Source organism: Halopenitus persicus, assembly GCF_900107205.1.
GTDB lineage: Archaea > Halobacteriota > Halobacteria > Halobacteriales > Haloferacaceae > Halopenitus > Halopenitus persicus.
The window spans coordinates 221,158-233,583 of sequence record NZ_FNPC01000006.1 but is presented as its reverse complement, the minus strand read 5'-3'; the positions used below and the strand labels follow the sequence as shown (position 1 = coordinate 233,583).

The 12,426-nt window shown below is 69.0% G+C and carries 11 protein-coding genes; 8 read left to right on the top strand and 3 right to left on the bottom strand.

Annotation, left to right across the window (positions count from 1 at the left end):
• Window positions 1-56: 56 nt before the first annotated feature.
• The 8 genes from BLV25_RS11750 (at window position 57) to BLV25_RS11715 (ending at window position 7,490) form a co-directional block, all read left to right on the top strand.
• Complete coding sequence (locus BLV25_RS11750; RefSeq protein WP_021073223.1) at window positions 57-416, top strand: MarR family transcriptional regulator; 360 nt, start codon at window positions 57-59, stop codon at window positions 414-416.
• A complete protein-coding gene (locus BLV25_RS11745) occupies window positions 413-754 on the top strand; it encodes a hypothetical protein (protein WP_021073222.1) in 342 nt (113 codons plus the stop codon). Before BLV25_RS11750 ends, BLV25_RS11745 begins: the two co-directional genes overlap by 4 nt.
• Window positions 755-834: 80 nt before the next feature.
• Complete coding sequence (locus BLV25_RS11740; protein WP_021073221.1) at window positions 835-1,335, top strand: cation:proton antiporter regulatory subunit; 501 nt, start codon at window positions 835-837, stop codon at window positions 1,333-1,335.
• Between the two features lie 24 nt (window positions 1,336-1,359).
• Complete coding sequence (locus tag BLV25_RS11735) at window positions 1,360-2,589, top strand: cation:proton antiporter (RefSeq protein ID WP_021073220.1); 1,230 nt, start codon at window positions 1,360-1,362, stop codon at window positions 2,587-2,589.
• Between the two features lie 72 nt (window positions 2,590-2,661).
• Window positions 2,662-4,914, top strand: a complete 2,253-nt coding sequence (locus tag BLV25_RS11730; protein ID WP_021073219.1) for an NADP-dependent malic enzyme — start codon at window positions 2,662-2,664, stop codon at window positions 4,912-4,914.
• Between the two features lie 211 nt (window positions 4,915-5,125).
• Window positions 5,126-5,356 carry a DUF7557 family protein gene (locus BLV25_RS11725; protein WP_021073218.1) on the top strand — a complete coding sequence of 77 codons (231 nt, stop codon included), beginning with the start codon at window positions 5,126-5,128 and terminating at the stop codon, window positions 5,354-5,356.
• Window positions 5,353-5,760, top strand: coding sequence for a PIN domain-containing protein (locus BLV25_RS11720; protein WP_092733424.1), 408 nt, complete (start codon window positions 5,353-5,355; stop codon window positions 5,758-5,760). The genes BLV25_RS11725 and BLV25_RS11720 overlap by 4 nt, the downstream gene beginning before the upstream one ends.
• A 182-nt stretch (window positions 5,761-5,942) precedes the next feature.
• Window positions 5,943-7,490: a replication factor C large subunit gene (locus BLV25_RS11715; protein ID WP_021073216.1), complete on the top strand. Its 1,548-nt coding sequence runs from the start codon at window positions 5,943-5,945 to the stop codon at window positions 7,488-7,490.
• Between the two features lie 30 nt (window positions 7,491-7,520).
• On the opposite strand, the gene BLV25_RS11710 is transcribed toward BLV25_RS11715, so the two are convergent.
• The 3 genes from BLV25_RS11710 to BLV25_RS11700 form a co-directional block, all read right to left on the bottom strand.
• On the bottom strand, window positions 7,521-8,855 hold the full coding sequence (locus BLV25_RS11710; protein WP_092733421.1) for an NAD(P)/FAD-dependent oxidoreductase: 1,335 nt from the start codon (window positions 8,853-8,855) through the stop codon (window positions 7,521-7,523).
• Between the two features lie 7 nt (window positions 8,856-8,862).
• Window positions 8,863-9,789: a COX15/CtaA family protein gene (locus BLV25_RS11705; protein ID WP_092733418.1), complete on the bottom strand. Its 927-nt coding sequence runs from the start codon at window positions 9,787-9,789 to the stop codon at window positions 8,863-8,865.
• Window positions 9,790-9,963: 174 nt separating this feature from the next.
• A complete protein-coding gene (locus tag BLV25_RS11700) occupies window positions 9,964-12,192 on the bottom strand; it encodes a CDC48 family AAA ATPase (protein WP_021073213.1) in 2,229 nt (742 codons plus the stop codon).
• Window positions 12,193-12,426 lie beyond the last annotated feature (234 nt).

Sequence of the window (12,426 nt, the reverse complement as noted above, 5' to 3'; positions counted from 1 at the left end):
GCTTCGCGTAACAAACGTCCCAAATAGCTATGTTCCAACGGTACCAACACTCCGCTATGTCGAGCGGGGCCATCGATATTGACGAATTCGAAGACGCCGACGCCGACGAATTCGCGGAACGAAATGACACCGAGCGGATCGTGCTGTTCCTCGACGAGCACGACGACCGTGCGTGGAAGGCAGCGACGATCGCCGACCGACTCGAGTTGGAGACGGACGCCGTTAGCGCGATCCTTTCGCGACTGAAGGAACGAGGGCTCGTCCGGCACAAGCGCCCGTACTGGGCGATCACGGACGACGAGGACCGGCTCCAAGCCGCCTATCGGCTGCACCGACACCACGAGACTGCGGACGAGCAGTACGGCGAGGAGCGCCTCGACGAGCTGAAAACCGACGAGATGGAGCCGGTGGAGTGACCGCGTTCGAGGACTTGGAACGGGGAGATATCGTCTGGGGGACCGATCCGCTCTCGGACAAGGGACGTCCACTGCTCGTTCTCGGGACCCCGCAGTTTTCCACCCACGGGACCCAGCTCATCACGGTCCTGATCTCGACGAAGACCTACCACGAGGAGTCGCTCACGCTCCGGGATGACGACTACGAGGGCGATCCGCTCGGGGACCGGAGCCACGTTCTCCCGTGGTCGCTCGCCACTCTCAACAGTGCCGCCGCGGTGGAGCTGCATATGGCAACTCTCGTCGACGAACGCACCGAGGACGTGGTGGCGCAGTTGCTCGGCTACATCTCCTCCTAGACGATCCGACCGCCGTCGAATCGCCCTCCGTCCGCGCCGGACCGCGTCCCTTTATACGTCCTTCGTCCAACGATCACCCAATGACGGTTTCCGAGACCGAACTTCCCGGCGTCGGGAAGAAACACGAGATCGACCTCGGCGACGGGGAGACGCTCGTAATCTTGACGCACAACAGCGGCCGCCGGGAGGTTTATAAAAGACCGAGCCCGGACGCCGACTCCGAGAAGCTCTTCGACCTCCCCGACCAGCTGGCCCGCACCGTCGGGACGATCCTGGAGGGGGCGTACTTCCAGCCCGTCGAGCACGACGTCCAGGAGGCGATGCTGCCCGGCGGCGCGATGCTGGAGTGGTTCGAGGTCACGGAGGGCTCCCCGGTCGTGGGGCAGACGCTCGCGGAGATGGACTTTCGCGCCGAGACGGGCGCATCGGTCGTGACGATCCAGCGGGGCGAGTCGGAGGTCATCGCCAGCCCCGGCCCGGACACCGAACTCGCGGTCGGCGACACCCTCATCGTCGTCGGCGACCGCGAGAGCGTCGAGGAGCTGGGCGACCACCTCGGCCGGCCGGTCGACGAGCGGTGATCGCCGCCGTGACGGGGGCTCCGGATGGCGGCTGAGTCGCTGCTGTTCGAGGTCGGCGTGCTCTTCGCGGCGGCGGCGCTCGTGGGGGCGCTCGCGAGCCGGCTCGGCCAGTCGGTGATCCCCTTTTATATCCTCGCCGGGATGGCGCTGAGCCCGTACGTCCTCGGAACCCTCTCGCTCCCGATCGTCGGCGGCTGGTACGTCCAGGAGACGACGTTCGTCTCCCTGGGTGCGGAGCTGGGGATCGTCTTCCTGCTGTTCTTCCTCGGGCTGGAGTTCAACCTCGCCCGGCTGATCGAGAGCAAGGACCGGATCGGCCGCGCCGGCACGATCGACCTCGTCGTCAACTTCGGCGTCGGCCTCGTGCTCGGCTACGTCCTCTTCGGCGCCCTCCTGCCGGCCCTCCTGGTCGCGGGGATCGTCTACATCTCCTCGTCGGCGATCATCACGAAGTCGCTGATCGACCGGGGCTGGATCGCCAACGACGAGGCCGGCCCGATCCTCGGCACGCTCGTCTACGAGGACCTGTTCATCGCCGTCTATCTCGCGGTGGTCTCCGCGGTCGTCCTCGGCGGCGGCGACCTGCGCGCGGCGGCGACCTCGATCGGCGTCTCGATCGGCTTCATCCTCCTGCTGCTCGCGCTCGTCGTCTACGGGAGCGCCCCCTTCGAGCGGCTGCTCGCGACCGACTCGAGCGAGTTCTTCCTGCTGCGGGCGATCGGTATCACGGTGTTCGTCGCCGGCGCGGCGCTCGCGGTGGGCGTCAGCGAGGCGGTGGCGGCCTTCTTCGTCGGGATGACCTTCTCGGCGACGAGCCACGTCGACCGACTCGAACATCGTCTCGAGCCGATCCGGGACGCCTTCGCGGCCGTCTTCTTCCTCTGGATCGGCCTCGTGACCGACCCCTCGCTGTTCGCCGGCGTTGCCGGCCTCGTCGCGGTCGCGGTGCTGGTCACCGCCCCGACGAAGTTCGTCTCCGGCTACCTCGGCGGGCGCGTCTACGACCTCGGCGTGCGTCGGTCGACTCGCGTCGGGCTGGGGATGGTCACCCGCGGGGAGTTCTCGCTGATCATCGCCTCGGTCGCGATCGCCGAGGGGACCCGCCTCGCCGCCCCCGTCGCGGACGAGATCTACGCGTTCACCGTCGCGTACGTGCTCTGTATGAGCGTCCTCGGGACGATGCTGATGCAGTATTCCGCCCCGTTCGAGGCGGTGCTGGTCGACTGGGTCGATGACGGTTCGGCCGCCGACTGACTTCGACGATCGTCGTCATTCAATATCGACGGTATCGGTTACCTTTTTGGTCGCTCGCCGGAAGCGGTGGGTATGGGAATGGACGACGACGCGCGGGAGTACCACCGGAGCGAGCCCCCCGGGAAGATCGAGATCGCGACGACGAAGCCGACGAACACCCAGCGGGACCTGAGCCTCGCGTACTCGCCGGGCGTGGCGGCCCCGTGTCTGGACATCGAGGAGGAGCCGGACCGGATCTTCGAGTACACCGCGAAGGGGAACCTCGTCGGGGTCGTCTCGAACGGCTCGGCGGTGCTCGGGCTCGGCGACATCGGCGCGGGCGCCTCCAAGCCCGTGATGGAGGGGAAGGGCGTCCTCTTCAAGCGGTTCGCCGACATCGACGTCTTCGACGTCGAGCTGGACATCACCGACCCGGACGCGTTCGTCGAGAGCGTCGCCGCGATGGAGCCGACCTTCGGCGGGATCAACCTCGAGGACATCAAGGCGCCCGAGTGCTTCGAGATCGAGCGCCGGCTCCGCGAGCGGATGGACATCCCGGTCTTCCACGACGACCAGCACGGCACCGCGATCATCTCCGGGGCCGCGCTGCTCAACGCCCTCGAGGTCACCGGCAAGGACATCGCGGACGTCGAGATCGTCTTCTCCGGGGCCGGCGCCTCCGCGATCGCGACCGCCCGCTTCTACGTCTCGCTCGGCGCCCGCAAGGAGAACATCACGATGTGCGACTCCTCGGGGATCATCACCGAGAAACGGGCGGAGAACGGCGAGCTCAACGAGTACAAGCGCCAGTTCGCCCGCGACGTCCCCGAGGGCGATCTGGCGGACGCCATGGCGGGCGCGGACGTCTTCGCCGGCCTCTCGGTCGGCGGGATCGTCTCCCAGGAGATGGTCCGGTCGATGGCGGCGGACCCGATCCTCTTCGCGATGGCCAACCCGGACCCGGAGATCACCTACGACGACGCGAAGGCCGCTCGCGACGACACGGTGATCATGGCGACCGGCCGGTCGGATTACCCGAACCAGGTGAACAACGTCCTCGGCTTCCCGTTCCTCTTCCGGGGCGCCCTCGACGTCCGCGCGACCGAGATCAACGAGGAGATGAAGCGCGCGGCGGCGGAGGCGCTGGCCGAGCTCGCGCGCCAGGACGTTCCCGACGCGGTCGTGAAGGCCTACGGCGACGACCCGCTCCAGTTCGGCCCCGAGTACCTCATTCCGAAGCCGCTCGACCCGCGCGTCCTCTTCGAGGTCGCCCCCGCGGTCGCGCAGGCCGCGATGGACTCCGGCGCCGCCCGGACCGCGGTCGACATCGACGAGTACCGCGAGCGCCTCGAGGCCCGGCTCGGCAAGTCCCGGGAGATGATGCGCGTCGTGTTGAACAAGGCGAAAAGCGACCCCAAGCGCGTCGCGCTCGCGGAGGGCACCGACGAGAAGATGATCCGCGCGGCCTACCAGCTGACCGAGCAGGGGATCGCCGAGCCGGTCCTGCTGGGCGACGCCGACGAGATCCGGCGGACCGCCCAGCGGCTCGGCCTCTCCTTCGAACCGGAGATCGTCGACCCCAGCGAGCGCAGCCTCGAGCCGTACGCCGATCGGCTCCACGAGATCCGCAAACGCAAGGGCGTCACCCGGACCGAAGCCGGCGAGCTGGTTCACCGTGACACCAACTACCTCGGCAGCGTGATGGTCGAGCGCGGCGACGCGGACGCCCTCCTCACCGGGCTCACCCACCATTACCCCTCGGCGCTGCGCCCGCCCCTGCAGGTGATCGGCTCGGCCGAGGACACCGAACACGTCGCCGGCGTCTACCTGCTCACGTTTAAAAACCGGGTCGTGTTCTGTGCGGACACCACGGTCAACCAGGACCCCGACGAGGAGGTGCTCGCGGAGGTGACCAAACACACCGCCGAGCTGGCCCGCCGGTTCAACGTCGAGCCGCGCGCCGCGATGCTGTCGTACTCCAACTTCGGCAGCGTCGAGAACGAGGGCACCCGCAAGCCCCGGCAGGCCGTCGAGATGCTTCACGACGACCCCGAGGTCGACTTCCCGATCGACGGCGAGATGCAGGCCGACACCGCCGTGGTCGAGGAGATCCTCGAGGACACCTACGAGTTCTCCGAGCTCGACGAGCCCGCGAACGTGCTCATCTTCCCGAACCTCGAGTCCGGCAACATCGGCTACAAGCTGCTCCAGCGCCTCGGCGGCGCCGAGGCGATCGGGCCGATGCTCGTCGGGATGGACGAGCCCGTCCACGTCCTCCAGCGCGGCGACGAGGTCAAGGACATCGTCAACCTCGCCGGCGTCGCGGTCGTCGACGCGCAGGAGTAGGTCCGTCGGGAGGCCTGGGATAGTTTATAAACCTCGGGCGGTCTCCTCGAAATCACTTATAAATCTCGCAGCCACCGATCGATCGGAGCGAAGGGTTCGCGGAGAACCGGCGGCGTTCGGAACTGTGTGGGCGGAGCATAGATGGAGATGAGTGTGTGATCCATCGTACCACAATCTTAATTCCCATAGGGTGTCAACGGTGTCAACAAGAATGTCACCGCAAGTTCGACTGGACGACCCCGTCTACGAGCGAATCAAGGCGAACAAACGCGACGACGAGTCGTTCAGCGACGCCGTGGAACGACTCATCGGGGGGCGGTCACTCAGCGATCTCCGCGACGTCTTCGACGAGGAGCAGGTGTCGGCAATGCGGGACGCCATCGAAACCGCCGACCGGCGGGACCGTGACGAGGTCGGTGAGGTCGCGGAGCGTTTTGAATGATCGTCGACACGAGCTTCATCTTGGACCTCATCGACGGCGTCGACGCGGCTCTCGCGAAGGAACGAGAGCTCGAAGCCGAAGGCGTCCCGCTGGTGATTCCCTCGATGGCCGTTCTGGAGCTGTACATCGGCGTGGGAAAGGTGGCGAACACCCACGAGGAGCGTCGGCAGGTCGAAGCCGTCCTTGACTCCTATCCGCTGGTGGAGATGACGCCCAGCATCTCCCGTCGTGTTGGGCGACTGCTCGGTGAGCGGCTGGCCCGTGCCGACGGCGATGACGGACCCGGGATCGGGAAGGGCGACGCGGCGATCGCCGCCACTGCGTTGGAGCGGGATGACCCCGTTCTTGCCGGGGACGGCCACTTCGAGACCGTTTCCGGCCTCGACGTCGTGACCTACCGGTGACGCGTCCGTTCGCGAACCCATCGGCGGCGTCAAAGCCTCGTGGCGACGCACGTGACGCGGCGCTCGACGAGGCCGGCCGCTGACCGGACGACTCGACGCCGGCGTTGATCGTCCTCGCTGAGACGCCACGCCTGGCGCGACGCTCCGAAACCACTAACCCCGCTTCCCGCCTTCACTCGACAATGAGCGACTGGACGGAGACGTACCGCCCGACGAGCCTCTCGGAGGTGCGCGGCAACGACAAGGCGGTCTCGAAGCTGGCCGAGTGGGCCGACACGTGGGACGACCACCGTGAAGCGGTGATCGTCCACGGCAGCCCCGGGATCGGCAAGACGAGCGCGGCCCACGCGCTGGCGGCCGACCGCGGCTGGGAGACCGTCGAGCTCAACGCCTCCGACAAGCGGACCGGCGACGTGATCGAGCGCTTCGCGGGCCGGGCGGCCAGGAACGCCACCCTGGGCGGCAGCGCGGCCGGTGGCGGGGCGGCCGGCGGCGACACCGCCAGTCGCCAGCTCGTGATCGTCGACGAGGCCGACAACATCCACGGCAACTACGACCGCGGCGGCGCCTCCGCGATCACCGACCTCGTGAAGGAGTCGGGCCAGCCGATCGTCCTGATCGCGAACGACTACTACGAGATGTCCCGCGGGCTCCGGAACGCCTGTCAGGAGATCGAGTTCCGTGACGTCTCCGCGCGGTCGATCGTGCCCGTCCTGCGCGACATCTGCCGGCGGGAGGACGTCGCCTTCGAATCCGATGCCCTCGAACGGATCGCCGAGCGCAACGCCGGCGACCTCCGCGGCGCGGTCAACGACCTCCAGGCGATCGCCGAGGGTCGCGACCGGATCGAGCTCGCGGACGTGGTCACCGGCGACCGCGACCGGTCGTTGGGGATCTTTCCGTTCCTCGACGCCGTCTTAAAGGAGGAGGGCGCCAGGGACGCGCTCGAGTCGGCCTACGCGGTCGACGAGACGCCCGACGACCTCACGAAATGGATCGAGGGCAACCTCCTGAAGGTCTACGACGCGGACGAGGCCACGCGCGCGTACGACTTCCTCGCAAACGCCGACGTCTGGCTGGGTCGCGTTCGCGCCACGCAGGACTACTCCTACTGGCGGTACGTCACCGACAACGCGGCCGCCGGGACCGCCGCCGCCCGCGACGGCACCGCCGGCGGCTGGACGCGCTGGGGGCGCCCGCAGTTCTGGCCCGCCTCGGACGCGACGGCGGACGCGGTCGTCCAGCGGATCGCCGCCGCAGAGGGCTGCAGCATGGCGACCGCCCGGCGGGAGATCCTCCCGTTTCTCGCCGCGATGACCCACCACTGCTCGCCCCGCGAGCTGACCGTCGGGATGGCCGCCGCCTACGACCTCGACGCCTCGGAGGTGGCCTTCGTCACCGGCTCCGGCGAGTCGACGAACAAGGTCGCCGGGATCGTCGAGGACGCGCAGGACCGCCGCGAGCAGCTGCTCGAGGAGCACGCCGCCGGCGCCTTCGCCGGGGGTCCGGACCGGGACGCGGCGGACGACGGGGATGCCGAGGCCGACGGAAACGATGAGGACGCCGCCGAGTTGGGGAACGTCGCCAAGTCGGACGGCGACTCCGATTCCGCGGGATCGGCCGACTCAGAACTCGCCGCTGGAGACTCCTCTGACGACGCTTCGACTGACGACGCTTCGACTGACGACGACGGCGACGACGACCAGCTCGGGCTCGGCGATTTCGCGTAACTCGTCGGAATCGCGTGACGACGGCCCGCGTTATCGGTCCGGACCGTCAGCGAACCGCGAGGGTGCGAGCGCGTCGTTGTGCGGCGTCGTCTCGCCGTCGACGAGCCGCCGGGCCAGGACGTCGCCGACCGCGGGCGCGAGCTGGATCCCCGCACCGGTGACCGCAAGCGAGAGTCCCTCGACCGCCGTTCGACCGACGATCGGGGCACCGTCGGGCGTTTTCGTTCCGACGCCGACCCACTCGTCCGCCAGCGTCGCGTCCGCGAGCCGCGGCACCAACCGCTCCGCCCACCGGAGCGCGGTTCGACGCTCGGACTCCCGGGGCGTGTTCGGGACCGCGGAGGGATCCCGGCGCTTTTCAGCAGGCTCGCCGTCCCCGTCACGCCGCGGCGTGTACGTCACCAGGATCCGGTCCCGCCGTTTCGGGTGGATGCCGACCGACGACTCGTGGGACTTGATCATCGGGAGCGTGTACGGCAGCGGTCGGTCGAGATCCAGCGCGAACACCGGCGAGCGGACGTGCTCGACCGGGACCTCGACCCCCGCGGTCGCGGCGAGTTCGGGATTCCACGGCCCGGCCGCACAGATCACGTTCCGCGCCTCGACCACGGTCGCGTTCGGTTCCGCGCTCGAGTTCGCGCCCGGATCCGAATCCGCGTTCACGCCCGGATCCGGGTTCGCGTCCGGATCCGCACGCCCCGTCGGTCGCGTCTCGATTCCGACCACGCGTCCCGCTGCGGTGCGGATCTCCGTCACCTCGGTCCGAGACTCGACCGTGACGCCGTTTCGTTTCGCCCGCTCGAGCAGCTCGCGGGCCAGCTCTCCGGCACCCAGCCTGTCGCGGTCGCCGCTGATATGTCCGTATTCGGGGCGGTACAGCGCCCCCTCGAGTTCCTCGGCGTTCACCGGCGGCACGAGCAGCCGCCCCCGGATCTCCTCGCCCGGAACGAACGCCGCGGTGCCGTGCTCGAGCGTCGCCGCGTCGATCCCCTCGATCGGCGTCGACTCCGGCGCGTCGCGGTCCGCCCGCCCTGCCGCCGCGTCCGCCAGCTGCGCGAAGCCCGCGGCGACGTCCGGATCGGTGGTTACCCTGAGCCGCCCCGCGCTCTGATACCGCGGCGCCGCGGTCGGGTCGGCGAGGAGGTCGTTGTACAGCCGGATGCCGTACGTCCGCAGCTCGTGGAGGGGTTCGGGCCCCGAGACGCCGATCATCGCGGTCGACTTCCGCGTCGTCTCCCCGCCCGGATCGCCGCGCTCGTAGACGGTGACCGGCTCGTCGGTTCGCTCGCTCAGGTGGTAGGCGACGCTCGCGCCGACGATCCCGCCGCCGACGACCGCGAACGTCGTTTCGTCGGTCCCGGTCATTCGGCGGTCACTCGCCCCGCGAGGCGGCGCCGCCGACCGATCCGGACCCCGATTCGGGCGGTCGGTCGGATCCGACGAGCGTCCCTCCCGCGGCGGCCGTGGCGACCACGACGACCGCCAACAGGACCCGGTTGACGCCCTCCCAGAATCCGGGATAGATCACGAGATCGCGCCCCAACAGGAGGGTCACGAACAGCGCGGCGAGCCCGACGGCGGCGAGCGTCCGCACGCGCCGGGCGGTTCGGTCGGGAATCGCCGCGGCGGGCGTCTGGAGGACCAGCGCGAGCAGCCCGAGATAGCCCACGACCGAGCACAGGTAGAACGCGGCCTGTGCGCCCGGCGAGTAGGTCACGAGCGGCACCGCTCGCGAGAAGAGCGCGCCGAGGAGGACGCCGCCGAGGCCGGCGCCGGCCGCGATCCGGAGGGTGCGCGGGCCGGTTGCGGCCGTCCCGTCGCCGCCCCCGTCGCCCCCCTCGTCCGGCCGTCCGAGCAGGACCACCCCGAGCAGGGTCACGATCAGCAGCGCGACGATCAGGTGGGCGGCGTGCGTGGAGACGGTGTATCCGCCCGGCACCAGCCCGCCGACCGTCACCGTGATCGCGCCGACGACGATCTGGACGGGGAGGATCACCACCGCGAGCGTGGCCGCGATCCGCGTCCGGCGCGAGCGGTTTCCGACCCACGTCCACCCCGCCAGGCCGATGATCAGGAAGCCGGTGACCATCGCCCACACGCGGTGGAACCACTCGATGAAGTCCGGATTGATCGTCAGCGTCGGGATCAGCTGGTCGGAACACAGCGGCCACTGGGCCTGACAGGCGAGCCCGGACCCCGTGCCGGAGGTGTAGACGCCGAGCGCGACCAGCACGGTCGTCATCGCCGTGGTCACGGCGGCGTAGCGTCCGAACGTGAGCCAGGACGGCCGGTAACTCATGGCCGAGAATCAGGTACGCGCGTACTTAGGCGGTTCGACGCTCCCACGCGTCCGGGAACGCCCCCGAACGCGGTTCGGGAGCGTGCACTCGGTTCCGTGGGCGGCCTCCGGGACCGGCCCGACTCCGTGGCCGGCCTCCGGGACCGCCTCGGGTCCGTGGTCGTCCGCCCGTGGTTACTGGAAGCCGATGCGGCCGCTGCCGCCGCGGTCGCCGATCGCCTGTTGGCCGCCGCCGGTGAACTGCTGTTCGACGTCCTCGTAGTAGGCCATGATGTCGTCGGTGATCGTCGGCCGGACCGACTCCATCGCGCGCCGGAAGTGTTTCATCTCGACCTCGGTGGCCTCGTCGTCGTCGCGCAGCGCCTCGATCGCCGCCTCGCGGGCGATCCCCTCGAGGTCGGAGCCGACGTAGCCGTCGGTGATCTCGGCGACCTCGCGGAGGCTGACGTCCGGGGCCAGCGGGGTGTCGGCCGTGTGGATCCGGAGGATCTGCTCGCGGCCCTCCTCGTCGGGCTGGCCGACCATCACGAGCCGGTCGAAGCGGCCCGACCGCAGCAGGGCCGTGTCGATCATGTCCGGCCGGTTGGTCGCGCCGATCACCATCACGTTCTCCATCTCCTCGAGCCCGTCGAGCTCGGTGAGCAGCTGGTTGACGACGCGCTCGGAGACGTTGTTGCCCATCTCCTGGCCCCGCGAGGGCGCAAGCGAGTCGAGCTCGTCGAAGAAGACGATCGTCGGCGAGACCTGGCGGGCCTTCCGGAAGGTCTGCCGGATCGCCTTCTCGGACTCGCCGACCCACTTCGAGAGCAGCTGCGGGCCCCGCACCGAGATGAAGTTGGCGTTCGTCTCGTTGGCGACGGCCTTCGCCATCAGCGTCTTGCCGGTGCCGGGCGGGCCGTACAGCAGGACGCCCTTGGGCGCCTCCACGCCCATCCGGTCGAACTTCTCGGGCGAGGAGAGCGGCCACTCGACGGCCTCCTCGATCTGCTGTTTGGCGTCCTCGAGCCCGCCGACGTGGTCCCAGGAGATCTTCGGCAGCTCGACGAGCACCTCCCGCATCGCCGAGGGTTCGACCTCGTTGAGCGCGCCGGAGAAGTCGTCGCGCTTGACGATCATCCGATCGATGAGGCTCGGCGGAACCTCCTCCTCGTCGAGGTCGATCTCGGGGAGGTACCGCCGCAGCGCCTTCATCGCGGCCTCCTTCGTGAGGCTCTCGATGTCGGCGCCGACGAAGCCGTGGGTGTCGTCGGCCAACCCGGCCAGGTCGACGTCGTCGGACAGCGGCATCCCGCGGGTGTGGATCTGGAGGATCTCCTTGCGGCCGACCTCGTCCGGCACGCCGATCTCGATCTCGCGGTCGAAGCGGCCGGGACGGCGGAGCGCGGGGTCGACCGAGTCGACGCGGTTGGTCGCGGCGATGACGATCACCTGGCCGCGCGTCTCCAGCCCGTCCATCATCGTGAGCAGCTGCGCGACGACCCGGCGCTCGACCTCGCCGGTGACGTCCTCGCGTTTGGGCGCGATCGAGTCCAGCTCGTCGATGAAGACGATCGAGGGCGACTCCTCCTTGGCGTCCTCGAAGATCTCCCGGAGCTGCTGTTCCGATTCGCCGTAGTACTTCGAGATGATCTCCGGGCCGGCGATGGAGAAGAAGCTCGCCGACGTCTCGTTGGCGACGGCCTTCGCCAGCAGCGTCTTGCCGGTCCCGGGCGGGCCGTGCAGCAGGACGCCCTGGGGCGGCTCGATCCCGAGCTTCTTGAAGATCTGCGGGTGTTTCATCGGGAGCTCGACCATCTCCCGGACGCGCTGGATCTCGTTTTGCAGGCCGCCGATGTCCTCGTAGGTGATGCCGCCGCCGGCCTTCTCGAACCCGGAGATCGGCTCCTCGCGCAGCTCGACCTCCGTGTCCTCGGTGATCAGGCAGACGCCCTCGGGCTCGGTCTCGACCGCGATGAGCGGGATCGCCTGTCCGGGCGAGCGCATGAACGGGTGGTTCGTCGAGCTCATCACGGGGACGATGTCGCGCTCGACGACCGGCCGCTTGAGGATCTGGCGTTTGACCATCCCGGCCGCGTCGGAGCCGAACTGCACCGACGCCTCCTCGGGCGGCGCCAGCACCAGCTTGTCGGCCTTCTCCGCCTCGGCCTTCCGGATGGTGACGCGCTCGCCGATGCCGACGTCGGCGTTCTGCCGGGTGAACCCGTCGATCCGGACGGTGTCGGTGTTCCAGTCCTGGCGGTCCGCGCGCCACACCTTCGCGGCGGTCGTCTCGCCGCCGTCGATCTCGATGATGTCGCCGGGAGAGAGCTTCAGGTGCAACAGCGTGTCGGGGTCGAGCCTGGCGATGCCGCGACCCGAGTCGTTCGGGTACGCCTTCGCCACTTCGAGTTGAACTTCGTTCATGATTGACTCGCGGGGGGTATCCGTGATTCCTCGTGGTTCGGGGTTAAGCCTGTTGCTCCCGCCGATCGCGGCGTCTCCTCCGGCGATCCGACGGTCACACGATCCCGATCGTGTGTCATCATATCCCACGGTATGTGGAGGGGGTACAAAACCCCGTCGCCTCCGTGCCTTTTTTGGTTCTCGATTCGGCGTCGCCGACTTCGCCGGCGCCGGCATCGCCGTCCTCGCGCCGGC

Coding starts and splice junctions, on each gene's coding strand:
- BLV25_RS11750 (WP_021073223.1), top strand. CDS start 57: ATGTCGAGCGGGGCCATCGATATTGACGAATTCGAAGACGCCGACGCC.
- BLV25_RS11740 (WP_021073221.1), top strand. CDS start 835: ATGACGGTTTCCGAGACCGAACTTCCCGGCGTCGGGAAGAAACACGAG.
- BLV25_RS11735 (WP_021073220.1), top strand. CDS start 1,360: ATGGCGGCTGAGTCGCTGCTGTTCGAGGTCGGCGTGCTCTTCGCGGCG.
- BLV25_RS11730 (WP_021073219.1), top strand. CDS start 2,662: ATGGGAATGGACGACGACGCGCGGGAGTACCACCGGAGCGAGCCCCCC.
- BLV25_RS11725 (WP_021073218.1), top strand. CDS start 5,126: ATGTCACCGCAAGTTCGACTGGACGACCCCGTCTACGAGCGAATCAAG.
- BLV25_RS11720 (WP_092733424.1), top strand. CDS start 5,353: ATGATCGTCGACACGAGCTTCATCTTGGACCTCATCGACGGCGTCGAC.
- BLV25_RS11715 (WP_021073216.1), top strand. CDS start 5,943: ATGAGCGACTGGACGGAGACGTACCGCCCGACGAGCCTCTCGGAGGTG.
- BLV25_RS11710 (WP_092733421.1), bottom strand. CDS start 8,855: ATGACCGGGACCGACGAAACGACGTTCGCGGTCGTCGGCGGCGGGATC.
- BLV25_RS11705 (WP_092733418.1), bottom strand. CDS start 9,789: ATGAGTTACCGGCCGTCCTGGCTCACGTTCGGACGCTACGCCGCCGTG.
- BLV25_RS11700 (WP_021073213.1), bottom strand. CDS start 12,192: ATGAACGAAGTTCAACTCGAAGTGGCGAAGGCGTACCCGAACGACTCG.